This is a genomic window from Bacillus sp. AFS088145 (genome assembly GCF_002564465.1).
Classification (GTDB): Bacteria; Bacillota; Bacilli; order Bacillales; family Bacillaceae_G; genus Gottfriedia.
Genome location: NZ_NUUX01000005.1, coordinates 20058 through 45435 on the forward strand (window position 1 = coordinate 20058; position 25378 = coordinate 45435).

Sequence of the window (25378 nt, forward strand, 5' to 3'; positions counted from 1 at the left end):
TCGATAATGTTTTTTATTGTTTTATTTAAAATATTCAGAAAATAAAAAGCCTGAAAATGCTTAAGCCTTCTTAGATAGTAGGATTGGTGGTTGTGGTGTAAAGATTAGTTCAAATTCCAGTACTAATTGATTAAAGATACTATTCCAATCCTGTGTTAATGCATAATCTCTTGCTTTTTTTGACATATGCTTCAACATCTCGCTTCCATGTAAGCAATCCTCAATTGCTTGGCAAAAAGAAGATGTATTTTGTGGCTCACAAAGGACACCAGTTGAATAATCTCTAATTATATTTTTAACTCCACCTGCATTTGCACCAATCACTGGTGTTCCACACGCCATTGCTTCGAGTACTACATTTCCAAATGTTTCAGTATCAGAAGGAAAGACCATTAAATCAGACACACCATAAATTTCAACTAATTCCTTTTTTTGAAGGTAGCCTGTATAAATAATTTGATCAGTACCAGTTTTCTTGATCATTTCTTCTTTTTTTGGGCCATCTCCAACGATTAACCAAGTTAAATTTTTGTTAAAACGTTGCTTAGTGTAGTTTATTATTTTCGATAAGGTTTCTAAATCCTTTTCAGGTGCAATTCTTCCGACAAAACAAACCGTATATTTAGACGTAATATTATATTTTTGTTTTATTTCATTATGATTCAAAGTTGGACGAAAGATCGAACAGTCAACGCCATGGGTCCAAATAGAGAGATTATTAAAACCTTTTGTCTCTAAATGATTGAATGTATCCTTCGAAGGAACAAATATTTTTTGAGTCGGTTTATGAAACCAATCTAAATACTTCCATAAAATATTTTCTAAGAATGTTAAGTTATAGTACTGAAGATAATGGTCAAAATTTGTGTGGTATGAAGCAACCAAAGGGACTTTCATTTTTTTAGCAATATGGAGGCCACTTAATCCAATCGTAAATGGCGTTGCGATATGGATAATATCCGGATTAAATTCTTTAAGCGTCTTTTTCATTTTAGAAAGGTTTGGAAATGAAATTTTACATTCAGGATAAATTTTAAATGGTACAGATTTTAATCTTGTTACATCTTGCGTTGATGATAAACCGTAGTCCTCAGGAGCAAACACATGATATGAATGGCCATGATCTTTTAAGTAATTTGTAAATCGATTTAAAGTTTTGGCAACACCATTTACTTGAGGAATATATGTGTCTGTAAAAATAGCTACTCTCATAACTTCTCCTCCTTACAAATGATAGATAAAAAATTGTGAAATAAATGTAGTAGATACACCAAGTAATATTCCGAAAAACACATCTGTTGGATAATGTAAGCCAAGATAAATTCGAGAGAAAGAGACACACAAAACTAAAGGAAGTAAAATAAATGACGTAAATGGTAAATAAATCATTATAGGAAGTGCAACAGAAATAATTGCCGTTGTATGACCAGAAGGGAAGGAATGATCTTTTAAAGGATTTTTTAGCACAAAAGTACCTTCTAGTTTAAGATAAGGTCTTTTACGTGGATAAAAACGTTTAAGAAAATGAACAGGAATATGGCTAAGAGAAAGGGTACAACAACATAAGATTGATGCTTCATGTAATTCACCTTTGGAATAAAGTAATAAAATTAATGCTGATGCAATTGTAAAAGTAGCTCCGCCAAGATGTGTAATATTACGAAAGAAAAAATTCAGGTAACGCTTCTGGAACAATGAATTAACGCGATAAAACAGTTGACATTCATATGTGTGTATCCTTTGAAGAATAGCGCTCATTTTTCATCCTCCATTATGCTGAATATTTGTAACTTCATTATAAAAAGGGTTTATGGATTTAAATAGAAACTTTTGTAAATGAATAATTTAGATATGTAAATTTTTATTAAACGGATTGGAGCGGGGATGATTAAGGTATGCTGGGACAGTCACATCTGTCTGAGAGTGCAAATAAAATCGAGATAAGTGCAATTAAAATAATGGAAAGTGCAATTAAAAAAGATAAAACTGCAAAAAAAATTCTTGAAGCTGCAAATAAAAAAGCTAGAACTGAAAATTAAATTAGTGGACTGCAATCAAAAAAGTCATTTCTACAAATAAAATCCCTCAAACTGCAAATAAGACAGCTAATCCTAAATAAGATTGAGCAATAAGCACTAAAATTAAAGAAATAACCTTAAAATAGATTCAGAATAGACCAAAAGGAAACAAGTTTCAGGAAAATAAAAAGAGAAGGCATGAATTCCTTCTCAGTGTGGAAAAAGTAACGATTGTTTAATTGAAAAATTCTCAAATACAAACTTTAATTATTTTGACAGATTTTCTTCTTGTACTTTTTTATAGAATTGTCCTTTTTCAATATATTCTCTACGAATTCGGTCCATATCAATGATGTCTTCCTCTGTTAATTCACGTACTACTTTTGCAGGTCTACCAAATGCTAATGTGTTAGGAGGTATTACTTTTCCGCCTGGAACTAAGCTACCTGCACCAATCATTGCACCTGCACCGATTTCGGCACCGTCTAAAACGATTGATCCCATCCCAACTAATGCATTCTTTTTAACTGTACAACTATGTAAAATAACACTATGTCCAATTGTTACGCCATCTTCTAGAATTAGAGGGCATTTTGGGCTTTGGTGAAGAACAGATAAATCTTGAACATTTACATCATTTCCAATGATTGTATCATTAACGTCGCCACGGATTACTGCACCAAAAAATACACTACTATTTGCTCCAATTGTGACAGAACCGGTAACAGTTGCAGTTGAAGCGATAAAAGCTGATGGTTCGATTTTGGGTTGTTTACCTTTGTATGGTAATATCATACTATACTGTTGCCAAGCATATAAAAAAATACGATGATTGTTTAGTTGAAATTGTCTAAACAACAAGGCAACGTAGTTCACCTCCATAATATTTACTTCAATATGAGTATAACTTATTTTAACAATATGTAATTAATGAAAAATAGGGAGGAGTGAAAAAATGTCACTACCTAAAAATCCGATCCAATTAATGCCAAAAGTTTATAAAGCTGTTTTTCCTTTAGTGCATCAGGAATTAAACTATTGGAGAAATTTTGCAACGACAATCCCAGATCCAGAACTTAGAAAACAAGCATTAATGAGTATCGATACAAAAACATTCCATTGTGAAGGTGGTGCAATTTTAGCATTACTTTCTGAAAAAAATTTAAAACCAGTAATCGAGTTTATCGTTGCATATCAAACAATTAGTGATTACTTAGATAATTTATGCGATCGTAGTACTTCGCTTGATCCAGTTGATTTTGAAGCACTCCATGAGTCAATGATTGATGCGGTAAAATGTCAAAAATCCGATCAAATGTATTATCGCTTCCGAGAAGAACAAGACGATGGTGGATATTTACATGCACTAGTTTCAAAGTGTCATAGTAGTTTAAATCAATCGAAGCATTATGAGGGAATTAAAGAGTACTTAGTTCAACTTGCTGATTATTATTGTAAGTTACAAATACATAAGCATGTAAAAAAAGAAGAACGAGTGCCTAGATTAACAAATTGGTTTGAAAAATATCAACCAGAACTTTCTGACTTAGAATGGTATGAATTCTCTGCGTGCGCAGGTTCAACACTTGGAATTTTTTGTTTAGTTTCTTATTCATTTAACGAAGTGATTTCTGAAAAATTATTTGAACAAGTCTATAAGAGTTATTTCCCTTATGTACAAGGACTTCATATACTACTAGATTATGTAATTGATCAAAAGGAAGACGAAGAAGGCGGAGATTTAAATTTCTGCAGTTATTACCCGTCTAAAGATGTCATGTTAAATAGGATTGAGTATTTTTCAACTAAAAGTGATCAAGCCTTAAAAGATTTAAAAGACTATCGTTTTCATCGAATGATCTGCCAAGGATTACTAGGCATTTATTTGGCTGATAAAAAAATGGCAGGACCAGACGAGATGAAAAGAATTAGAAGAGGGATTGTTAAGAACGGTGGCTTAACATCATTCTTTTTCTATGGAAATGCTAAGTTATATTTTAAATTAAAAGAGTTAAAGGCGAGTAATAGAAGGGTCAGGGAATCAGTTTAAAAAAGAATAAGAAGGTAAACATTCCATAAGTGTTTTTCAGTAGCAAAAAAGGATAGTTAATAAAACTATCCTTTTTTGTCTTTACATATTTGCATTTAAAGATTCACTTTTTTCAAAGAAAAATAATTTCATTAGTGGTGGAGTTACGATCGTTGTGATTAGTACTACTATAACAAGGATCGCAAACATTTCCTTATTTAAAAGATTATTTGCTAAACCTGTTGATGCCATAATCAATGCAACTTCCCCGCGTGATACCATTGCTGAACCAATTCCGAGTGAATTTTTAGTTGGAAATCCCGCCAGTTTTGCTCCTAATGCTCCACCAATTAGTTTCGTTAGAATGGCAATAATACTTATCATAATAATAGTCGGAATCGAATGACTTAACCCAGTAAATTGAACTGATACACCTATTAAAGTGAAAAACACAGGTACAAATACAGAGTAAGCAATCGTTTCGACTTTTTCAAAAACCTCTTGTTTAAACTTAGTAACGGATATCGAAATTCCTGCGATATAAGCGCCGATTATTGCAGCAATACCTGTTTGGTCTGCAAAGGCTGAGAATAAGAAGCAAACTATTAAAGCAGCAGAGATTAATGTTTCTGAAACGTTTAGTTTTATAAACTTTTTTAGAAACCAAGGTACAATCTTCCAACCGATTAATATGGCAAATGTAAAAAATATAAACTTTTTAAATAAAAGAATTGGTAAACTAACGGCGCTACCACTGAAACTCATAACAAAGGCTAGAGCTATAATGACAACAATATCATCAATTACGGCAGCTCCTAAAATTGTTGCTCCATCTTTTGTTTTAAGTTTACCCATTTCTTTTAAAGTAGCCACTGAAATACTTACGCTAGTTGCAGAAAGAATCAGCCCTAAAAAAATAGCTTCAAATTGACTTAAGTTTATGGAGATACCATAAAGATAACCTGAGAATAATGGGAATAATATTCCGAGTAACCCAACATAAGAAGAAGCTTTCCCAGTTCGTTTAAATTCATTAAGATCAGTTTCTAAACCTGCAATAAACATAAGTAAAATGACGCCAATTTCGCTCATTTCATGTAATGTTTCTGTTTCGGTAATGATTCCAAGAACAGCAGGCCCTAGTATGATCCCTATTAATAGCTTTCCTAAAACTGCAGGCTGACCAAGCTTTGTACTTAAATCCCCAAAAACTTTAGAGGCAATCAATATAATCGCAAGTTGCACATAAAGCATAAATTCATCTCCCGTCTGAACGCATAAAAAAAGAACCTGCCACGATTGGGTAAGTAGATTACATACTTATCCCTATCGTGACAGGCTCCTCCGAACAATGCATTAAATTTAATCTAAGTATAAACTAAAATTGAATAAGAAAACAAGTTTAATAGATAAAATGGACAAAATAAATAGAAATTTAGTTTAGTAGAATTAACAAAAAAAGCGAAATAAAATAAGCAAAATGAAGGAGTATAAACGAAATGGCACCTTTTATTTTCCGAAAAAACAACATATATTTAAGTACAAAAGAGTGTACATAAATTAAAATCATACTCCCGAAGAAACCATAAAAATACCCATAAATTACCCAAAGGGTCATCTGATTGACTTGTGAAGATTCTGTATGAAATCCTCGATATAATGAAACAAGGTAAAAAACTGACCAGTAATTGATGAACGCAATTAGTCCAATTAATAATAAGATCCAATTCGAATTTCGTAAAATGAACTGAAAAACTTTACGAAATATTTTATTCAAATTGTTTAGGTTTGTAGTCAACTCTTCACGCCCCTAGAGTTGGTTTATCTCAATCAACTACGAATTGGTTTGTATGAACAAATCAATTAAATTGGTTATATCTTTACATAATATTCAATTGATTCCATGAATACGCCGTAATTAGATATTATTAAAAATTTTTTGTAAATTTTTATAGATTGATAAAGTTACTAGATCGATAAATTTTGTGTTTTATCCAAAGGGGATATGTTCTTAATAAAAAACCGGATCGTCTGTTTACTAAACTTCATTAGACTACAAGTAATTTAAACAAAAAAAGAGGCCCAATAAGTCCAATGGCTTAAAGGGCGCTCTGTTTAATTTAATTTTTAGTTGGTTCAATTTGAGTAAATATATCTCGATGAACTCTTTTCATTTCTTCAAAAAATTGCTCACGTTTAATATTATTATTATCTAATATTTCTTTAAATGAATTTGTTTTACCTTTTTGAGCGATGATATTTTCCAAAGGTTTATTTGAAAGTTTTGATACAACTGCAATAAATATTAATTTCTTCATTTCCATTTTATGTTGCTCAACAGCTTTATTAATATTAGCTTCAGGTTGGTTTAAGTAATTAGAAATATACTTAACAACTTCTTTTTTGTGGTTTTCTAACATTTTATTTGCTTTTTTGTTATGGTGATGATGATGTCTATGATGCTCACCTTCATCTGTTGTTGCATCATGATCATGATGTGGATGGACATAATAATTTGCTGCCGCGATGTTTTCGGCATTTACTGTGATTGTACTAAGTGTAAAAAGACTAACTACTGCACCTGCAAAAATAGCTTTTTTCATTTTGAAAACCTTCTTTCTTTTTTTGATTTTTTTATCTTTACCAATTTTCCAAGAAAAATTTACCATTAATGAATTTTTAATGAATTTTTAAGGTTTGCTTTGGTTTTATGTCAAAATTAAATTGATATATTTGTAATGTTAAATACTCGGGAGCAAAGTTAAAACTGTTAGTAGTCAAATCCAGACAGTTGAAATAGAGTTTATATGGGATTTGATTTTTCTGGAAAAGTAAATTTTAATCAAAAAATTACTTTTCCAGTTACCTAATACAAGCATCCTCTGAAAAAAACTGTCTTACTTAGGGAAAACGGACATTAAATGAACATTTATTAATGATGAAATTATCATTTTTGGGATGATCTATTAATGGATTTAAATGTTAATATGTTAAAGCAATTTTATGTTTCCAATTTCACTAGTAATGGTCTTTTTTCAGAAGACATATTAATTAATTAATTAATTAATTAATTTTCAATCTTAATTGACCTAATAACTGATTAATAAACAACTGTTAGGTTACTCTAAGTAAAGGCTATTTGATTAGGATTTATTGCATACTTTTTTTTATGATTAAGTTGATTGGAACGAAGGNNAGGCTGAGACCCCGCAGGCTCGCCGAGGAGGCTCAGGTCTCGCCCCATGGAAAGCGAGCACCCCGTAGTGGAAATCAACATCACTAAACTCCTTTTACGATAATTTGGTAATTTAATTGACAAGGTTGGTTTTCAACAGCATGAAAAAAACTGTCTAAAATTAGACAGTTTTTTCTTAAGCCCTTTTTTCAATTGCTAATATAAAAGGAGGATTATTTGCTTGATTAATAAATCGATAAGTTAATACATGTGCCAAGTCTTGAGGGATGTTTTGGGCAAAGTTCATTAATGCATCTTTTTCAATTTCTCCGCCTTCATGACCATGATAAATTACAACTACGATAATCCCTTCTGGAGCCATCATTTCTAGTATTTGTTCTATTGCAGAAATGGTTGACTCGGGGACTGTTACAACTGATTTATCACTACCAGGTAAATAACCAAGATTAAAAATTGCACCTTTTAATTTCTTGTGTAATGAAGCTGGGATTACTTTTTTTACTTCTGCATGACTTCTTTGCAATAGTGTAACTTGATTGCTTAAATTTTCATTGTTTATTCTTTCAATCGTCTTTTGAATAGCTAGTTCTTGGATATCAAATCCGTATACATGTCCAGTTTCACCAACCAATTTTGCTAAAAATACTGTATCATGACCATTACCCATTGTGGCATCAATGGTAATATCGCCTTCTTTAACAGTTGATTGGAGAAGCTTTCTAGCGTACGGTAAAATACGATCTAGAATCATGTTAATTGTACTCGATTATTTGCGTATTTACCTTGCCAGCTATTTCTACGTTCAAACTCACGATCAATTGCATTTAGTACTTCCCATTTTTTCAAGCTCCACATTGGTCCGATTAATAAGTCAGGTGGACCGTCTCCAGTAATTCGATGTACGATTACATCACTTGGAATGATTTCAAGCTGATCAACGACTAAGTTAATATAAGCGTCAAAATCCATGAATTCAACTAGTCCTTTTTCGTATTGCTTCATCATTGCAGTACCTTTTAATAGGTGAAGTAAGTGAATTTTAATTCCTTGGATATCAAGTTTAGCAACTTCCATCGCAGTTTCCATCATCATTTCTGGGGTTTCAAGAGGTAACCCGTTAATAATATGTGAACAAATACGGATATTGTGCTTTCTTAATTTTTCTACGCCTTCTACATAGGTTTTATAATCATGTGCGCGATTAATAATATTTGCAGTTTTTTCGTGAACAGTTTGTAATCCTAATTCAACCCATAAATAAGTTCGTTTATTTAAATCTGCAAGATATTCAACAACATCATCTGGTAAACAATCCGGTCTTGTTGCGATTGATAAACCTACAACGCCTTCTTGCTCTAAAATTGGTTCGAACTTTTGTTTTAATACTTCTACTGGTGCATGAGTATTTGTGTAAGCTTGGAAATAGCCTAAGTATTTTCCGTTTTGCCATTTCTCATGCATTTTATCTTTTATTTTATGAAATTGAGTTACAACATCTTCAGCTCGATCTCCTGCAAAGTCGCCCGAACCAGATGCGCTACAAAAAGTACAACCTCCAAACGCAACTGTACCATCCCTATTTGGACAATCAAATCCGGCGTCAATTGAAACTTTAAAAACTTTTTCGCCAAAATGTTGTCTTAAGTGATAATTCCACGAATGATATCTTTTATGATCTATTGTATATGGAAAAGGATTGTTTTTTGTCATTCCTCATCCCTCCCTTAATTTAAGTCAATATTATCGATTTTATCATGCTCTAAAAAGAAAACCAAATGGAAAAACCTTTCTTATTTGTAAAGAAATAATTGTACTCTGATTGAAAGGTTCGGAAATACTATCCTTGAGGTAACCTACATATCGGATACTTCATTAAAGTCTCAAAGGAGGTATTTTCTTGGGAATAACAGATCGCAATTTCGGACAAGAACAAGTACAACAAGCGAAACAAGCCTATGATTATGCAGTGCAACAATTAGAAATTGGCATGCAACAAGAGCATTTTAACGGAATCGAGTATTCTGAAGCACAGGCAGGGCTTGAGCAAGCAATTATGCAGTTAGAAAAAGTTGAAAACCTTGCAAATTTAGAAAATAGAGATGAATTTAATCGTTTACGTAGACAATTAACACAGCTACAACATCAAATGATTATTACTCCGCACTAAAGGAGATTTGATAATGCAAGAATACGTTGAAGAATATGCAATCCTTGGGAGGAAACCAAAAATGGTTAAAAAGAAATCAAAAAGTAATAATCCTGAACAAACAACAAAGAATAAAACAAAAACAGAATTCTCAGGTGAACTTTCAGCAGTGGATCAAGTCAAAATGAATAACTCTAAAAAAGGTCAACCACAGAGATCAAAGCAGGGGTAAGGTAGTAAAAGAAGAGGAAGGTATATGCCTTCCTTTTTTCTTTTCATTTGGTAATTTTAGGGTTTATATGGTGCTTTTCTAATACTTTCTAGGTTTTTTGTCCTTCTTATCTACCGACACTTAATGTGTGCCTCTTGAAACTAGGAAGATTCTCCTCTACAATTAATGAGTTAACGAGATAAAAATAGATAAAAAGGGACAGCTTTGAGGGGAGTACGGGATGCCAAAAAAACTATGGTTTTTGTTAATCGGTATGATTTTAAATGTAACAGGTAATTCTTTTTTATGGCCATTCAATACAGTATACATCCATATATATTTAGGAAAGTCCTTGTCTGTTGCGGGGCTTATTTTAATGTTTAATTCATTGGCTGGTGTATTTGGTAATATGCTAGGGGGCTGGCTTTTTGATAAATTTGGGGGATATAGGTCAATCCTTACTGGTATTAATATTACGTTTTTGTCGATATTAGGTTTGGTTATTAATCATTCTTGGACATATTACAGTTGTTTCTTCGTAATATTAGGATTTGGTGTTGGTATTGTATTTCCTTCAATGTATGCGATGGTTGGAGCGGCATGGCCAGAGGGTGGACGTAAAGCTTTTAATGCAATTTATGTAGCTCAAAATCTTGGTGTCGCGATTGGTACGGCTTTAGGTGGAGTTGTTGCGGCCGCTAATATTAATTATATTTTCTCAGCTAATTTGCTATTATATATTATTTTCTTCTTAGTAGCTTTATTTGGATTTAGAGATATTGGTGAACCTAAGCAATTAAAAGAAACTCATGTTGATAAAGCAGAGAAACAAAAATTTTCATTTACTCCTTCATTGAAGGCTCTGATGATTGTTTGTGTTGCGTATGTTTTATGTTGGTTAGTTTATGTTCAATGGCAAACTACGATTGCTTCAGAAATGCAAAATCTACACATTGGATTAAAAAAATATAGTCTGTTATGGACTGTAAATGGTGCGCTTATTGTCTTAGCTCAACCAATCGTATCAACTGCAATTCGTAAATATGAGTTAAGTATGAGAAAGCAAATGTTGTTTGGAATTGGATTCTTTATCGCTTCGACTATTCTTGTGAGCACTGCCGATCATTTCTCAATGTTTATGACGGGTATGATCATTTTAACGATTGGAGAAATGTTCGTATGGCCCGCAGTACCAACTATTGCAAATATGCTTGCTCCAAAAGATCGTATAGGAATGTATCAAGGGATTGTCAACAGTGCAGCGACGGTTGGAAGAATGCTTGGACCTGTTATTGGAGGAGCTCTTGTTGATACTTTTAATATGAGGGTATTATTTATCATTTTAGTTGTCTTTTTAGTAATAAGCATGGTCTTCTCTGTGCTTTATGAAAGATTAGCAAAAAAAGTAGTAAAAGCTGAAAATCAAACTTTTGCTTCTTAAAAATAGGCGATGTATAATTGACCTTTTTCTTTGGTTATAATAAAATGGTATAAATTCAATCTAAATGATCGGCAATGATTGGGAATAGTAGTGAATATGAAGAGGTTTAGAGAGTTGACGGTTGGTGAAAGTCAATCCATTCTATTCATGAACTCGCCCATAAGCCACATTTGTGAACGGTTTTTACCAAGTAATAAATGTCGTGTTCCACGTTACGGAAACAAGTGAATGTATTTTTACATTAATTTGGGTGGTACCGCGGGAAATCCTCTCGTCCCTTTTGGGATGGGAGGATTTTTTTATTTGTAGACCGCTAGTACCACAGCCGAGCCATTTATATATGAAAAAAGGAGGCAATAATATGAGTTTTAATCATCGTACTATTGAACAGAAATGGCAGAAGTATTGGTTAGAAAATAAAACGTTTAAAACAACTGACGATACAAGCAAGCCGAAATTTTATGCACTTGATATGTTCCCTTATCCATCTGGAGCGGGATTACATGTAGGTCATCCAGAAGGGTACACAGCTACTGATATCCTATCAAGAATGAAAAGAATGCAAGGCTATAATGTACTTCATCCAATGGGTTGGGATGCATTTGGTCTACCAGCAGAACAATATGCATTAGATACAGGTAATGATCCAGCCGAGTTTACTGAAAAAAATATTAATACTTTCCGTAATCAAATTCAGGCACTAGGATTCTCTTATGATTGGGATCGTGAAGTAAATACAACTGATCCTAATTATTACAAATGGACTCAATGGATTTTCCTAAGAATGGTTGAAAAAGGATTAGCTTATGTAGATGAAGTTCCAGTTAACTGGTGTCCAGCTCTTGGTACAGTTTTAGCTAATGAAGAAGTAATCGATGGGAAAAGTGAGCGCGGAGGACATCCGGTTGAACGTCGTCCAATGAAGCAATGGATCTTAAAAATCACAGCTTATGCTGATCGATTATTAGAAGATCTAGAAGAATTAGATTGGCCTGAAAGTTTAAAAGAAATGCAACGTAACTGGATTGGCCGTTCGGAAGGTGCAGAAGTTTACTTTAATGTTGATGGATTCGATGAAAAAGTAACGGTATTTACAACACGTCCAGATACATTATTCGGTGCAACTTATGTTGTATTAGCTCCAGAACATGATTTAGTTAATAAAATTACAACAGCTGATCAAAAAGCTGCTGTCGAAGCATACATTGATTCAGTTAAATCGAAAAGTGATCTAGAGCGAACTGATTTAGCGAAGGATAAATCTGGTGTATTCACAGGTGCATATGCAATAAATCCTGTAAATAACGAAAAGCTTCCAATTTGGATTGCTGATTATGTACTTGCAAGCTATGGAACAGGTGCAGTTATGGCAGTACCTGCACATGATGAGCGCGATCACGAATTTGCAGTTAAATTTAAATTACCGATTGTTGAAGTTGTTGAAGGTGGAGACGTTCAAAAAGAGGCTTACGCTGGAGATGGCAAACATGTTAACTCTGATTTCTTAAACGGTTTAAATAAAGAAGAAGCACTTGGAAAAATGATCGAATGGTTAGAATCTTCAAAAGCTGGTGAGAAAAAAGTTACGTATCGTCTACGCGATTGGTTATTCTCTCGTCAAAGATATTGGGGAGAACCAATTCCAGTAATTTTCTGGGAAGATGGTACGATGACAGTTGTTCCTGATGAGGAATTACCATTAATTCTTCCAAAAGCAGAAGATATTCGCCCAAGTGGAACTGGAGAGTCACCATTAGCGAATATTGCTGATTGGGTTAATGTAGTTGATCCAGTAACAGGTAAAAAAGGAAGACGTGAAACAAATACAATGCCACAATGGGGTGGAAGCTGTTGGTATTACTTACGTTATATTGATCCAAATAATAGCGAAGCAATCGCAGATTCTGAATTACTAAAGCATTGGTTACCAGTTGATGTATACATTGGAGGAGCAGAGCATGCAGTTCTTCACTTACTATACGCTCGTTTCTGGCATAAATTCCTTTATGATTTAGGTGTAGTTCCTACAAAAGAGCCATTCCAAAAGCTATTCAACCAAGGAATGATCTTAGGGGAAAATAATGAAAAAATGTCTAAGTCTAAAGGAAACGTTGTAAATCCTGATGATATCGTTGCTAGCCATGGTGCTGATACATTACGTTTATATGAAATGTTCATGGGTCCATTAGATGCATCAATCGCTTGGTCAGAAAATGGATTAGATGGTTCCCGTCGCTTCTTAGACCGAGTATGGCGTTTATTTATCACTGATAACGAAGAACTTTCAGATAAAATTGTTGAAGGTCTTACTTCTAGCAGTCTTGAAAAAACATATCACCAAACAGTAAAGAAAGTAACAGAGGACTTTGAAGGTTTACGCTTTAACACTGCGATTTCTCAAATGATGGTGTTTATTAATGAAGCATATAAAGCTGACAAATTACCAAAAGAAATGGTTGAAGGTTTTGCAAAACTATTAGCACCAGTAGCTCCACATATTGGTGAAGAACTTTGGAGTAAACTTGGGCATAGTGATTCAATTGCATATGCTACATGGCCAGCATACGATGAAGCTAAACTTGTAGAAGACGAAATTGAAATCGTAGTACAAATTAATGGTAAAGTAAAAGCGAAATTATTTGTTGCAAAAGATGCTTCTCGTGAGCAAATGGAGCAAATTGCATTATCAGACGATGCAGTTAAGGAACAAGTTGAAGGTAAAACAGTTCGAAAAATCATTGCTGTACCAGGTAAATTAGTAAATATCGTTGCTAACTAAATAGTTAATTCGAAAAAACCTCTTTTGAGGTTTTTTCTTTGTTTATTGCTTTTTTACTACCCAAGTCCCTTTTATGGGTAAGTAAATTTCGAGATTTTGCTTTTCCACTAACTCATGAACCTTTCCTGAGTTAGTATATTTCATCAATTTGCTTATTTACTAACTCATCCTCCCCCTTAAGGTGGAAAGAATTAAACTTACTTTTTGCATAGAAAATAATTAGTTGTTAAGATGTTGCTATAAAGAAAGGATGAGCAATGATGAATACGATTTCTGCAAATGAAGTTAAAGAGCGTTTAGAATCAGGAGAAACGCTATTTTTAGTAGATGTACGAGAGGATTATGAGGTTGAGTATGGGAAAATTCCGGAAGCAGTTCATATTCCAATGGGGCAAATTCCTAGCAAATTAGATGTTTTTAATAAAGAATTTGAATATATTTTTATTTGTAAGGCAGGCGTTCGTAGTGAGAATGTTTGTGAGTATTTAAATGATCTAGGCTATAAGGCGATCAACATGGAAGGCGGAATGATGGCCTGGGAAGGCGAGATCAAATAAAAAATTTATTTGTATCGATATTTTGTCTACCTACTGAAATCCAACGTTTTGTTGGATTTTTTTATTTATTTGGTTTAAATTAGGCTAATGTTTTTTGGTATAAGGAATATTAACCATGGAGTTGTGACATATATTAAAGTAGAACCTCATATATTTTTTCATTGAGGTCTTTGCTTGTTAGAAAGGAGGGGGTTGATTTGCCTAAAACATTAAAAATTGATATTACCGATAAAATAATTGGTAAATTTAAAGATGGGCATATGGAGTTGTATTCTTCAAAGTATTTAATTGGAAAGTTTTTCTTTAAAGACTTAAAACAATCTTTCCAATTGGCAGATGGGTATGTTGAAGAGGACGGGAGATTCTATTTATTAGTGAACTTGCAACACGAACAATCGAACGCTCGCCTTTGACCTTAAATTAGGGACGGTGGATTTGTGCCAAAGAAAAATATAATAATTGAAAAGCATAAGTTTCTAGAAAATCAGTTTGATTGTTTTTCGAATACAACTATGGCAAAAAGCTTGGGGAATAACAGTTTAACTTTTATAAAGTTTCTTAAGAATCAATCCTTATGCTTTTCTATATGTAAAGATTATAGGACCTAGCGAAAAAATGTATTCGTTCGGTCCTTTGTTTATTTCTTAAAAATTCGTTTGAGAGTATTCCGCAGCTGATGCTCCTGCTAATCTACCAGTTACCAAAGCAGCGGTTATGTTATAGCCACCAGTGTAACCGTGAATATCTAATATTTCTCCGCAAAAATAAAGACCATTCATGATTTTAGATGACATTTCTTTTGGATGAACTTCCTTTGTTGAGACACCACCGCCTGTCACGAATGCTTTTTCAATTGAAAGAGTTCCGTTTACTACAAATGAAAAGCCCTTAAATAATTGGATAAGCTCTCTTAATTTCATGGTAGCAATTTCATTACAAGGAGTTGCCTCATCAATTCCACATTTTGAAAGCAGAAATAGTAAATATCTTTCAGGTACATAACCTTTAAGAACGTTCTTAATCGCTTTTTTAGGATCTTCTTTTAGAATACTGTTTACGTCTTGAAATAGTGATTCCTCATTTTGCTCTGGGAAACAATCAATCGCCATTGATACATTTTTGGTTTTAAACTTTTGTTGTACTTTATATACAAATTGGCTACAACGTAGTGCGGCAGGGCCCGAAATTCCAAAATGAGTAAAGAGCATGTCCATTTTATGGGCTATCACTTTTTTGCCTTTTGGATTTAATACACTTAATTCTATGTTTCTTAAAGCAAGGCCTTGTAATGTTTTACTTTGAATAAAATCTTCACTTGAAGTAATAGGCACTTCTGTAGGAAAGAGTTCAGTTATTGTATGACCAGCTTTTTTTGCCCAAGCATATCCATCACCTGTCGAACCTGTGTGTGGAACTGATTTACCACCTACCGCAAGGACAACACTTTTTGAGTGAATGACTGTTCGATCATCCAATAAGATTCCTACTACTTTACCATCTTCATATAATACGTCTTTAACGGTTCTATTGGTGTGAATATCTACATGATGTTTTTTTAGTTTTTGCATTAATGCATTTAATACTGATTTTGAATCATTTGAAACAGGAAACATTCTCCCGTGATCCTCTTCTTTTAATGCGACTCCCATGTTTTCGAAAAACTGTATGATATCCTCGTTATTATATAGAGAGAATGCGCTATATAAAAACCGGCCATTTCCAGGTATATGTTTAATAACTTCCTCTATAGGTAAGCGATTTGTTACGTTACAACGACCACCACCTGATATAAGGAGTTTTTGTCCTAATTTAGTTCCTTTTTCAAGTAAAAGTACTTTAGCTTTGTTTTCAGCAGCGCTAATTGCAGCCATCAGACCAGAAGTTCCGCCACCAATTACAATCACGTCATAAACCATTATTTCACTACTTTCGTTACAAATTTCTTTTAGTAAGTTTACCATTATTTCAAGTAAGCTCCAACTTCTTATCATTTTTTAATTTTTTCTTTTTATATGATATGGTAAGATAGATTAGTTAGTTTGATCGAGAATTGGTAGGAGGCAGTTTATGTCAGATTCAAAATTGCTACGAGGTACCTTCATATTAACTGCTGGTACGTTTTTAATAAAATTTCTAGGAATGATTTATACATTCCCTTTTTATGCGTTAGTTGGTTCAAAAGGGTCTGCATTATATAATTATGGTTATGTTCCATATACTTTGTTTATCAGTATAGCTACCGCAGGTGTTCCGTTAGCTGTAGCAAAGTTCGTTTCGAAGTACAATGCGATTGAAGAATATGAAACAAGTAGGAGGCTTTTTCATGCAAGTCAGCTACTCCTAATATGTACAGGTATTTTTTCGTTTTTAACGTTATATATCATTGCACCTTATATCGCACCTCTTATGATTCCAAAGGATACAAAAGGTAATAGTGTAGAAGATGTAGTTTCAGTTATGAGAATAGTGAGTACTGCATTAATATTAGTACCTTCTCAAAGTTTGTATAGAGGTTTTTTTCAAGGGCATCAATCAACAGGTCCAACTACTGTTTCTCAGCTAATTGAACAAATTGTACGTATTGTATTTACATTAGTTGGAAGTTATATCATTCTAAAAGTTATGGGTGGAACAATTACTCAAGCAGTAGGGTTATCGACGTTTGCAGCTACAATTGGTGCTGTAGGTGGTATTTTAAACTTACTATGGTATTGGAAAAAGCGTAAAGTTCATTTAGATGAACTTCTTCCAAAATCAAAAGGATTAATCTATCCTACTAAATTAGAAATGTTCAAAGAATTATTCTCTTATTCAATTCCATATGTGTTTGTTGGACTTGCTATTCCGTTATATCAATTAGTGGATCAGTTTACTTACAATAGAGCAATGGAAGCAATTGGATTAAAAGATATTGCAGAGAATACTTATGTAATGTTTTCATACACAAGTCACAAGCTAGTAATGATTCCAGTTTCATTAGCAACGGCATTTGGTTTAACACTAGTTCCCGCTATAACTGAAGCATTCGTAAATAAAAATCATAAAAAGCTACAAAGTCAAATTACCCAAACCTACCAGGTTGTATTTTTCCTAACACTTCCTGCTGTAGTGGGTATATCAGTTTTGGCTGAACCGATTTATAGTGCTTTTTATCAAAAAAGTACACTTGGTGGAAGTATACTAGGTTTTTATGCTCCAGTAGCTTTATTGTATTCACTTTTCACAGTAAATGTAGCCATTTTACAAGGTTTAGATAAACAAAAATATGCGATTATTGGTTTAATAGGCGGAGTAATATTAAAAATTGTATTAAATGTACCACTAATTCATTTATTTAAAACATATGGCGCGGTATCAGCAACCGCATTAGGCTATTTATTTTCGATCGTATACAATTTCTATTATATTCGTAAAAATGCGCAGTTCTCTTTCAATAAAGTGTTTAGAAGGATCATCTTTATGATTATCTTATCTGGCTTAATGGCTGGCGCGGTTTATGCTGTAGAATACTTATTAGGATTCTGGTGGACTTATAAAGATGGTCGAATGATTTCAATGTTCCTTGTCATCATTGGAGCAATTGTAGGGGCTATTGTTTATTTAGGTGTTGCATACAAATTAAACTTATTTGAAATTATTTTAGGAGCTCGTTTAAAGAATCGTTTTAAGTTTGGAAAAAGAGGATAAAAATATAAGGTGAACCTTCTTTTGTAGTGGTTCACCTTTTTTACACATTAAGAGTGTATAAATTGACAGCGGAGAAGAAAAACGACGTAGTATAAATGCAACTACGCCTCTGACTTCGCTAAAAAAGCTCGCTATTCGGCGAGTTTTCTTAAACTTTTATTTAGAAAGAAAAGGTGCAAATTAATGAGAATTGATAAAATTTTAGCCAATATGGGATATGGCAGTAGGAAAGAAGTAAAGTCTCTACTAAAACAAGGTGTTGTAAAAGTTGGAGATAATATTGTAAAAAGCCCAAAAGAGCATGTTGATATTGAACAGCAAGTTGTTACGGTAAATGGTGAGGTAGTAGAGTATAAAGAGTTTGTTTATTTAATGATGAACAAACCACCAGGTGTTATATCTGCTACAGAAGATTCTGAGCATGAAACTGTAATCGGATTATTAGAATATGAAGATATCATTTTCGAGCCATTTCCAGTTGGACGTTTAGATAAAGATACTGAAGGATTGTTATTAATAACGAATGATGGTCATTTAGCACATCAATTACTTTCTCCTAAAAAACACGTACCAAAGAAGTATTATGCAACGATTGAGGGAGTAGTAACTGAAGCTGACATTAAAGCATTTGAAAAAGGTGTAACACTAGAGGATGGTTATTTAACAAAACCTGGTTATTTAACAATTCTTAAATCCGGAGAAGAATCTGAAATCGAATTAGTTATTATGGAAGGTAAATTCCATCAAGTTAAAAGAATGTTTGAAGCAGTAGAAAAGAAAGTTACTTACTTAAAAAGACTTGAGATGGGTCCTTTAAAGTTAGATAAAGATTTAGAGTTAGGTGAATATCGAGAATTGACTGATGAAGAGATTGACCAATTAAAGTCGGTTAACGAAGAGAAATAAAGTGTTACTTATAAATAGGTTAAGATGAATCAAAATGTAAACATAAAGTTTAATCGGATATCACTAATATATTCTTAATAGAGAGCCAAAAGAAAAACAAAAACCCTTGATTAGAAGTCAGACAAGACAATCATAGGTTTTTGTTTTTCTTTTTTTACGAAGAAGCTTTTACTTTTTTCCCTGTTACGGCCCATTTACCCCTACTTGGACTATAAACTAGATTATTAAACTCTAAAATGTTTAAATCTCGTTGGATTGTTCTAGGTGTAATACCAAACTCCTCCACTAGGTCTTTTGTAGAAACGGTGCCATTTTCACTAATATACATGTAAATGGCTTTAATTCGAGTCAGCATTCGAGAAGTTCCAGAATTCAAAAAACCACTCCTTTACCTACCGCATTGTTTCATAACAGGTTAGTTAAGTATTTTACTAGTTAAGCTTATATTTTCATTTTACTCTTTTTCAGTAGTTTCATAACGAAATTTATGAAAAAAATACAAAAATTTAATGAAAATTTGCGCAAACGTAATCATTTTGCAAGTTTAAGGTAATATATTCTACAAAGAGTGTCATATTCCTTCTTTTTTCGTTCCATTTATGAATAAATTATGTTTAAATTTTAAAAGGTGATAAACTATTTATATTAAAGGAGGTATTTCTATGACACAAATTAATTGGATGGAAGAAGTTTTAAAACGTAAAGAAGATTATTTAAAGCAAACGATTGAACTTCTTAATATTGAAAGCGTTTATGATGAAGCGACAATTTCAAAAGAAGCACCAATGGGTAAAGGTATTAATGAAGCACTTACATACATGTTAAATTTAGGTGAAAAAGACGGGTTTATTCCAAAAAATGTTGATGGATATGCTGGCCACTTAGAAATGGGAAGCGGCGAAGAACTAGTAGGAATTCTTTGTCACTTAGATGTTGTACCTGCTGGTGATGGCTGGTCTCATGATCCATTTGATGCAATTATTAAAGATGGAAATATTTATGCACGAGGTGCAATTGATGATAAGGGTCCTACAATGGCAGCTTATTATGCAATGAAGATTGTTAAAGAATTAGGTTTACCAATTAATAAACGTGTACGTATGATTCTTGGAACAGATGAAGAAAGCCAATGGCGTTGTGTTGATCACTACTTTGAAAAAGAAGAAATGCCAACAATGGGCTTTGCACCTGATGCAGATTTCCCGATTATTTACGCTGAAAAGGGAATATTAGATATTAATTTCAAACAAATGCAGTTAAATGAAGATAACGAGAGTGAATATAAATTAGTTTCATTCTCTTCAGGTAGAAGAGTAAATATGGTACCTGATTATGCAAAAGCGATTGTTACAGGACCAAAATTTGATCAAGAAGCATTTACAAAACATATTAGTGAATTAGGTTGTAAAGCTCAAGTTACTGAAGAAAATGGACACCAAGTTTTAGAAGTAGAAGGTGTTTCTGTACATGGAATGGAACCTGATAAAGGTAAGAATGCAGGAATTGCATTAGCAAGCTTCTTAAATCAATCTGAATTTAATGTTAATGCAGATCGATTCTTAAAATTTATCGTTGAAAACTTCAAAGGTGACTCTCGTGGTAAAAACTTGGGCGTTGCGTTTAATGATGATATTACTGGAGATTTAACAATTAATTTAGGAATTATGCAATACGAAGAAAATAATGGTGGTTCATTCGGCTTAACTTTACGTTATCCAGTGACAACTGATATTGACTTTGTTATTTCAACACTTACTGACCGTGGAAGTAAATATAGCTTTGAATATAATGAAATTAAAAATTCTAAGCCTCACCATGTTCCACAAGATCACCCATTAATTCAAACTTTACAAAAAGTATATGAAGAGCAAACGGGTGAGGAAGCAACATTGTTAACAATCGGTGGTGGCACATACGCTCGTTCATTAAGTGCAGGTGTAGCTTTTGGACCATTATTCTTAGGGAAACCAGAAGTAGCTCACCAAAAAGACGAATATGCTGAAATTGATGATTTATTAAAAGCAATTGCAATTTATGCACAGTCGATTGCTGAATTAGTTAAGTAATATAGTTTTAGACTGATTAAACGACTCGACTTTTTGAGACAATAAGGTTAAAGCGAGCGTTTTTCGTCAGTAAGGGGAGAGAATTTCCTCCCCTTTTTTATGTATTTTTTAGGAGTTGAGAATAATTTTGAACACATTACAAGCACGTAAAAATAGCATCTTACTTATTTTTAAGGGCTATTATTTTTGTTTATTTTTTGCAATAGGATCGCTAGGACCTTTACTTTCTTCTTACTTTAAAAATGTGTTGGATTTATCAACTTCAGAAATTGGAATATTAATGTCATTAACGCCAATTGTTGCTATTTTTTCACAGCCTCTATGGGGAATGGTTAGCGACATGACGCTTAATCCTAAAAAAATGTTGCTTATAGCGCAAATCTCCACAATTGTAATTGCACTTTTCTATTCTACAATCACTTCGTATGGCATGCTTTTATTTGTTGTCATCATGTTATCGATGACACAAAGTGCTTTAATTCCTCTTTCAGATAGTATTGCACTGAATTATGTCCAAAAAATCGGTGGGAATTACGGAGCTATTCGATTATATGGCTCAATTGGTTTTGCATTTGCTGTATTAGTTTCGGGAAGATTAGCTGAAGTTTTCGGTTTAGTCATTATATTTTTCGTATTTGCTTTTTGTATTCTAGTCGGCTTATGTATTTCAATTTTTATTCCTAACGCTACGACAATTAGCAAAAGGGAGCCAATCCTAAAAGGAATCCCGATTTTGCTATCTAATAAAAGATTTTTATTATTTTTAATTTGTGCCTTTTTAGTTTTTGGACCAATTAGTGCAAATAATACTTACTTCGGTTTATATATTCAATCTTTAGGTGGAACATTAACAGGTGTTGGTATTGCGTTTCTAATTTCCGCAGGTAGTGAAGCACCATTTTTGCAAGTAGCTAAGAGATTAATTAATCGTTTTGGGATATATAATATATTAATTGCAACCGCTTTAGTATCGGCTTTAAGATGGTATTTTTATTTTACAAATCCTCCGATTTCGATTCTTTTTTTATCTTGTCTTACACAAGGACTATCGGTTGGATTATTTATTCCAGCAGCTCTCCAGTTTGTAAGAGATCAAGCACCGGATTCTTTAAAAGCAACGGCTGTTACAATTTATTCAGGTCTAGGCTTAGGAATGGGAGAATGGTTCTGTACTTTCATAAGTGGATTTATATCAGAGGCATTTTCAATTAAAGCAATTTATATTTTATTTGGTTCTCTTAGTATAGTTGCAGTTGGAATCATGCAATACTTAAAAAAGGATTCTAACATAAAAGATAAAAAGGAGATTGCGTAATTTGAGTGAACATTATTTTCTTGCTGTTCCTTTGCCATTACAAATAAAAGAAATATTAGATGATTATTCCAAAAGATGGTATACAAAATTGCCTTTAAAGAAATGGACTTTTAAAGATGATTTTCATATTACTTTATCATTTTTAGGTCCAGTTACATATACAAAAAGTGTAGAGCTTATGGATCAACTACAAATAGAGCTTAAGGATTTTAAAAGTTTTGATTTGTCGATTCGCCAGTTAGGTATTTTTGGGAGTACAGTACAGCCACGTGTATGGTGGTTTGGTTTAGAGAATAGTGTTGAATTAATGAAGTTACAAAATAGAATTAGTAAGATATGTGAAGAAAGCGGTTTTTCAATTGATAAACGACCATATAATCCGCATATTACAATCGCAAAGAAATATAATGATAGGTTCGATAAAGAATTTGAAATCCCCCTTAATTGGGAAGAAGAGCCTCTAAATTTCAAAGTGAATGAAGTCATTTTATATAAGATTCAACCTTCTAAAAAACCAAGTTACCATATTGCTGAATCCATTACATTAAAGTAAAAAATATTATTGGAAATCTTGAACAAATTGATGAAATATAAGAAATAATTGAAGAAACTAACGAATACTTTCTGAAGAAGCATGAAAGCGGAATGGTAGCAACATTTTTGTTTTGAATCCATTTTAACTCTTTGTGAATATACTAATCATATCGATTCAATAAATTACGAAAATGCGTAGTTTTTATGTAAAAGTTTTAAATTTATAGTCTGGATGGTGAATAGCGTTGTTTCATATTAAAAGGGCTTTTGAAGCTTATATAGATGGATTTCAAGAAATAACAATGATTATTCCCAAATCGAACAAACATACAGTGCAGTCATATTTTGAACTAATTGAAGAGGATGGTCGGAAAACTAGGCTTCCTGTCGTATCTCGAATAGAGTTTGATAGATTTTTTAAATATACTGTTTTGACTACTGAAGTCCTGTTGTTAGAAAAAAAGTATGAGATTGAAGATGAATTTGGTATTCGAACAGATTTACAAGTAGGTGGAGTTATTCGTTCGAAGGACTTTGATGAAAAATATGCCTATGATGGAGAGGATTTAGGTGCGGTTTACACAAGTAAATCTACACAATTTAAATTATGGGCACCGACTGCTTCTAAGGTTAAGTTAAGAATTTATCAAGAATACGGTGAAGAAGAAAAGTTTACTGAAATATCTATGGAACGAGAAGAAAAAGGGACATGGAAAGCAGTAATCGACCGTGATTGTGACGGTTTAGTTTATAATTTTTTAGTATGTGTGAATTTGATTTGGCGAGAAGCTGTCGATCCTTATGCAAAAGCAGTTACTGTAAATGGTAAACATAGTGTAGTAATTGATTTATCGAAGAGTAGCAAAGTTAGTAAGGTAAATAGTACACCACCAAGTAAGTATACGGATTGTATTATTTATGAAGCCAGTATTCGAGATTTTACTTCCCATCCACTAAGTGGGATTCAAAAAAAGGGGTCATTTCAAGGATTTCATGAAAAAGATACGATGTACAATGATTTTTCAACAGGTTTGGATTATATATGCAAGCTAGGAGTTACACATATTGAATTATTACCATTTTTTGATTTTGAAGGAATAGATGAAAATAACCCGTTCCAGAGCTATAATTGGGGCTACAATCCATTGAATTTCAATGCACCAGAAGGTAGTTATAGTTTAAAACCAAATGAACCAATGGAAAGAATAAATGAATTAAAGAAACTTATTTCAGTTTATCATGAACATGGTTTACGGATTATTATGGATGTTGTTTACAATCATGTTTTTGAATTACAAACTAGCCAATTCGAAAAAATTGTACCAGGATATTATTTCAGACAAGATGAACGTGGTTTACCATCGAATGGAACAGGAGTAGGGAATGACTTTGCATCTGAAAGATTGATGGCTAGACGATTTATTCTACAATCAATAAAATATTGGACTAAAGAATATGACATCGATGGGTTTAGGTTTGATTTAATGGGAATATTGGATACGGATACAATGAATGAAATTGTAACTGAACTGACAATCTTAAAACCAGAAATAATCATTTTTGGAGAAGGTTGGGATTTAAATACATCATTAAATCCATCTTCTCGAAAAGCAACAATAAACCAAAGTCATCAACTATCAATGGTTGGGTTTTTTAATGATAAATTTCGCGATGGAATAAAAGGAAGTACTTTTTCATTTCAAGAAATAGGGTTTATACAAGGCAATAATATTCATAATGATTACTTGTCCGATTTACTTTTAGGTAGCGTTGGGATTAATAAACAAGTAAATTTATTTAAAGAGCCATATCAATCGATAAATTATGTTGAATCACATGATAATCACACTATGTGGGACAGATTAAAGCTTTCCAATCAGAAAGAGAATGAGGAAATTCTAAAGAAAAGGCATTTACTTGGAACAAGTATTGTATTATTTTCGTTTGGTGTTCCGTTTCTGCATAGTGGCCAAGAGTTTTTTCGAACAAAAAAGGGAATCGAAAACAGTTATAATTCAGGCGACACAATAAATAGTATTGATTGGGCAAGAGCAGAACGTGAAGCGTCATCGATTGAAATTGTTAAAGAATTTATAGCAATTCGAAAGCGCTTTAATAGTTTCCGTTTTTCTTTAAAAGAAGAAATAGAAAAGTATGTAACGCCAGTCAATATTCATCGAGATCTGATTGGGTACCGAATTAGCGGACTAGAAGAAATCGACCAAGTTAAAGAAATAATGGTGTTATTTCATAATGGTCTAACTGATATTTATATTGATTTAGGAAATGAAGAAGACAATTGGGAATTTATATGGGATGGTCATAATCATTATGTTAATAAAGGGATGAAAGTGGATTGTAATAAATTACCAATGTCATCACTTTCGACGGTTGTATTAGTAAAATACTAGCAACTACTTGCAGATTCTAATTAAACGATGTAAACTTGTAAAAGATGGCTTATTACAGCTGATTGTAATAGGCTATCTTTCT

General features: G+C 32.9%; 23 protein-coding genes and 1 other annotated feature. Of the genes, 14 read left to right on the forward strand and 9 right to left on the reverse strand.

Annotated elements, in window-relative coordinates:
• Positions 1 to 60: 60 nt before the first annotated feature.
• Both COI44_RS02130 and COI44_RS02135 read right to left on the reverse strand, forming a co-directional pair.
• Positions 61 to 1212: a glycosyltransferase family 4 protein gene (locus COI44_RS02130; RefSeq protein WP_098426445.1), complete on the reverse strand. Its 1152-nt coding sequence runs from the start codon at positions 1210 to 1212 to the stop codon at positions 61 to 63.
• A gap of 12 nt (positions 1213 to 1224) precedes the next feature.
• Positions 1225 to 1758, reverse strand: a complete 534-nt coding sequence (locus tag COI44_RS02135) for a phosphatase PAP2 family protein (RefSeq protein ID WP_098426446.1) — start codon at positions 1756 to 1758, stop codon at positions 1225 to 1227.
• Positions 1759 to 1895: 137 nt separating this feature from the next.
• On the opposite strand from COI44_RS02135, the gene COI44_RS24005 reads away from it, so the two are divergent.
• Complete coding sequence (locus COI44_RS24005; protein ID WP_179886978.1) at positions 1896 to 2039, forward strand: hypothetical protein; 144 nt, start codon at positions 1896 to 1898, stop codon at positions 2037 to 2039.
• Positions 2040 to 2285: 246 nt separating this feature from the next.
• Here COI44_RS24005 and COI44_RS02140 read toward each other — a convergent pair whose 3' ends face one another.
• Positions 2286 to 2813 (reverse strand): gamma carbonic anhydrase, encoded by a 528-nt coding sequence (locus tag COI44_RS02140; RefSeq protein ID WP_098426599.1) that lies wholly within the window; start codon positions 2811 to 2813, stop codon positions 2286 to 2288.
• Between the two features lie 160 nt (positions 2814 to 2973).
• On the opposite strand from COI44_RS02140, the gene COI44_RS02145 reads away from it, so the two are divergent.
• A complete protein-coding gene (locus COI44_RS02145; protein WP_098426447.1) occupies positions 2974 to 4068 on the forward strand; it encodes a tetraprenyl-beta-curcumene synthase family protein in 1095 nt (364 codons plus the stop codon).
• A gap of 81 nt (positions 4069 to 4149) precedes the next feature.
• On the opposite strand, the gene COI44_RS02150 is transcribed toward COI44_RS02145, so the two are convergent.
• The 4 genes from COI44_RS02150 to mnmL form a co-directional block, all read right to left on the reverse strand.
• A complete protein-coding gene (locus COI44_RS02150; protein ID WP_098426448.1) occupies positions 4150 to 5301 on the reverse strand; it encodes a cation:proton antiporter in 1152 nt (383 codons plus the stop codon).
• An 866-nt stretch (positions 5302 to 6167) separates the two neighbouring features.
• Positions 6168 to 6650: a hypothetical protein gene (locus tag COI44_RS02155; protein ID WP_098426449.1), complete on the reverse strand. Its 483-nt coding sequence runs from the start codon at positions 6648 to 6650 to the stop codon at positions 6168 to 6170.
• Positions 6651 to 7418: 768 nt separating this feature from the next.
• On the reverse strand, positions 7419 to 7994 hold the full coding sequence (gene mnmM, locus COI44_RS02160; RefSeq protein WP_098426450.1) for a tRNA 5-(aminomethyl)-2-thiouridylate-methyltransferase MnmM: 576 nt from the start codon (positions 7992 to 7994) through the stop codon (positions 7419 to 7421).
• Positions 7991 to 8953: a tRNA modification radical SAM protein MnmL/YtqA gene (mnmL, locus tag COI44_RS02165; protein WP_098426451.1), complete on the reverse strand. Its 963-nt coding sequence runs from the start codon at positions 8951 to 8953 to the stop codon at positions 7991 to 7993. The genes mnmM and mnmL overlap by 4 nt, the downstream gene beginning before the upstream one ends.
• A 193-nt stretch (positions 8954 to 9146) precedes the next feature.
• On the opposite strand from mnmL, the gene COI44_RS02170 reads away from it, so the two are divergent.
• The 6 genes from COI44_RS02170 to COI44_RS02195 all read left to right on the forward strand — a co-directional run bounded on the left by COI44_RS02170 (position 9147) and on the right by COI44_RS02195 (position 14790).
• Positions 9147 to 9410, forward strand: a complete 264-nt coding sequence (locus tag COI44_RS02170) for a DUF2524 family protein (protein WP_097979245.1) — start codon at positions 9147 to 9149, stop codon at positions 9408 to 9410.
• A 61-nt stretch (positions 9411 to 9471) separates the two neighbouring features.
• A complete protein-coding gene (locus COI44_RS02175) occupies positions 9472 to 9621 on the forward strand; it encodes a glycogen biosynthesis protein GlgD (RefSeq protein ID WP_098426600.1) in 150 nt (49 codons plus the stop codon).
• 220 nt (positions 9622 to 9841) lie between these two features.
• Positions 9842 to 11041, forward strand: a complete 1200-nt coding sequence (locus COI44_RS02180; RefSeq protein WP_098426452.1) for an MDR family MFS transporter — start codon at positions 9842 to 9844, stop codon at positions 11039 to 11041.
• Between the two features lie 65 nt (positions 11042 to 11106).
• Positions 11107 to 11323 (forward strand) — a binding site (T-box leader).
• 79 nt (positions 11324 to 11402) lie between these two features.
• On the forward strand, positions 11403 to 13820 hold the full coding sequence (leuS, locus tag COI44_RS02185; RefSeq protein WP_098426453.1) for a leucine--tRNA ligase: 2418 nt from the start codon (positions 11403 to 11405) through the stop codon (positions 13818 to 13820).
• Between the two features lie 257 nt (positions 13821 to 14077).
• Positions 14078 to 14377, forward strand: a complete 300-nt coding sequence (locus COI44_RS02190; RefSeq protein WP_098426454.1) for a rhodanese-like domain-containing protein — start codon at positions 14078 to 14080, stop codon at positions 14375 to 14377.
• A gap of 197 nt (positions 14378 to 14574) precedes the next feature.
• Positions 14575 to 14790, forward strand: a complete 216-nt coding sequence (locus COI44_RS02195; protein ID WP_179886979.1) for a DUF2553 family protein — start codon at positions 14575 to 14577, stop codon at positions 14788 to 14790.
• 231 nt (positions 14791 to 15021) lie between these two features.
• On the opposite strand, the gene COI44_RS02200 is transcribed toward COI44_RS02195, so the two are convergent.
• Positions 15022 to 16293, reverse strand: a complete 1272-nt coding sequence (locus COI44_RS02200) for a BaiN/RdsA family NAD(P)/FAD-dependent oxidoreductase (RefSeq protein ID WP_098426601.1) — start codon at positions 16291 to 16293, stop codon at positions 15022 to 15024.
• A gap of 151 nt (positions 16294 to 16444) precedes the next feature.
• Between COI44_RS02200 and COI44_RS02205 the strand changes: the two genes are divergently transcribed.
• Together COI44_RS02205 and COI44_RS02210 are read left to right on the forward strand one after the other, a co-directional pair.
• Positions 16445 to 18064 (forward strand): putative polysaccharide biosynthesis protein, encoded by a 1620-nt coding sequence (locus tag COI44_RS02205; RefSeq protein ID WP_098426456.1) that lies wholly within the window; start codon positions 16445 to 16447, stop codon positions 18062 to 18064.
• A gap of 183 nt (positions 18065 to 18247) precedes the next feature.
• Entirely contained in the window at positions 18248 to 18970 is a 723-nt protein-coding gene (locus COI44_RS02210) for a pseudouridine synthase (RefSeq protein WP_098426457.1), read from the forward strand.
• Between the two features lie 154 nt (positions 18971 to 19124).
• On the opposite strand, the gene COI44_RS02215 is transcribed toward COI44_RS02210, so the two are convergent.
• Positions 19125 to 19325 (reverse strand): DeoR family transcriptional regulator, encoded by a 201-nt coding sequence (locus COI44_RS02215; protein ID WP_056473526.1) that lies wholly within the window; start codon positions 19323 to 19325, stop codon positions 19125 to 19127.
• Between the two features lie 307 nt (positions 19326 to 19632).
• Between COI44_RS02215 and pepV the strand changes: the two genes are divergently transcribed.
• The 4 genes from pepV to pulA all read left to right on the forward strand — a co-directional run bounded on the left by pepV (position 19633) and on the right by pulA (position 25296).
• Positions 19633 to 21036, forward strand: a complete 1404-nt coding sequence (gene pepV, locus COI44_RS02220) for a dipeptidase PepV (protein ID WP_098426458.1) — start codon at positions 19633 to 19635, stop codon at positions 21034 to 21036.
• 127 nt (positions 21037 to 21163) lie between these two features.
• Positions 21164 to 22351 carry an MFS transporter gene (locus COI44_RS02225; RefSeq protein ID WP_179886980.1) on the forward strand — a complete coding sequence of 396 codons (1188 nt, stop codon included), beginning with the start codon at positions 21164 to 21166 and terminating at the stop codon, positions 22349 to 22351.
• 1 nt (position 22352) lies between these two features.
• A complete protein-coding gene (gene thpR / locus COI44_RS02230) occupies positions 22353 to 22904 on the forward strand; it encodes an RNA 2',3'-cyclic phosphodiesterase (protein ID WP_179886981.1) in 552 nt (183 codons plus the stop codon).
• A gap of 226 nt (positions 22905 to 23130) precedes the next feature.
• Positions 23131 to 25296 carry a type I pullulanase gene (gene pulA, locus COI44_RS02235; RefSeq protein WP_098426461.1) on the forward strand — a complete coding sequence of 722 codons (2166 nt, stop codon included), beginning with the start codon at positions 23131 to 23133 and terminating at the stop codon, positions 25294 to 25296.
• Positions 25297 to 25378: the final 82 nt, after the last annotated feature.

Bases quoted from the DNA above. Each gene is read 5' to 3' on its own strand.
- COI44_RS02145 (WP_098426447.1), top strand. From the start codon at position 2,974: ATGTCACTACCTAAAAATCCGATCCAATTAATGCCAAAAGTTTATAAA.
- COI44_RS02205 (WP_098426456.1), top strand. From the start codon at position 16,445: ATGTCAGATTCAAAATTGCTACGAGGTACCTTCATATTAACTGCTGGT.
- mnmM (WP_098426450.1), bottom strand. From the start codon at position 7,994: ATGATTCTAGATCGTATTTTACCGTACGCTAGAAAGCTTCTCCAATCA.
- COI44_RS24005 (WP_179886978.1), top strand. From the start codon at position 1,896: ATGCTGGGACAGTCACATCTGTCTGAGAGTGCAAATAAAATCGAGATA.
- COI44_RS02190 (WP_098426454.1), top strand. From the start codon at position 14,078: ATGATGAATACGATTTCTGCAAATGAAGTTAAAGAGCGTTTAGAATCA.
- COI44_RS02180 (WP_098426452.1), top strand. From the start codon at position 9,842: ATGCCAAAAAAACTATGGTTTTTGTTAATCGGTATGATTTTAAATGTA.
- COI44_RS02210 (WP_098426457.1), top strand. From the start codon at position 18,248: ATGAGAATTGATAAAATTTTAGCCAATATGGGATATGGCAGTAGGAAA.
- leuS (WP_098426453.1), top strand. From the start codon at position 11,403: ATGAGTTTTAATCATCGTACTATTGAACAGAAATGGCAGAAGTATTGG.
- COI44_RS02135 (WP_098426446.1), bottom strand. From the start codon at position 1,758: ATGAGCGCTATTCTTCAAAGGATACACACATATGAATGTCAACTGTTT.
- COI44_RS02140 (WP_098426599.1), bottom strand. From the start codon at position 2,813: ATGATATTACCATACAAAGGTAAACAACCCAAAATCGAACCATCAGCT.
- pepV (WP_098426458.1), top strand. From the start codon at position 19,633: ATGACACAAATTAATTGGATGGAAGAAGTTTTAAAACGTAAAGAAGAT.
- COI44_RS02215 (WP_056473526.1), bottom strand. From the start codon at position 19,325: ATGCTGACTCGAATTAAAGCCATTTACATGTATATTAGTGAAAATGGC.
- COI44_RS02175 (WP_098426600.1), top strand. From the start codon at position 9,472: ATGGTTAAAAAGAAATCAAAAAGTAATAATCCTGAACAAACAACAAAG.
- COI44_RS02130 (WP_098426445.1), bottom strand. From the start codon at position 1,212: ATGAGAGTAGCTATTTTTACAGACACATATATTCCTCAAGTAAATGGT.
- COI44_RS02150 (WP_098426448.1), bottom strand. From the start codon at position 5,301: ATGCTTTATGTGCAACTTGCGATTATATTGATTGCCTCTAAAGTTTTT.
- mnmL (WP_098426451.1), bottom strand. From the start codon at position 8,953: ATGACAAAAAACAATCCTTTTCCATATACAATAGATCATAAAAGATAT.
- COI44_RS02155 (WP_098426449.1), bottom strand. From the start codon at position 6,650: ATGAAAAAAGCTATTTTTGCAGGTGCAGTAGTTAGTCTTTTTACACTT.
- COI44_RS02200 (WP_098426601.1), bottom strand. From the start codon at position 16,293: ATGGTTTATGACGTGATTGTAATTGGTGGCGGAACTTCTGGTCTGATG.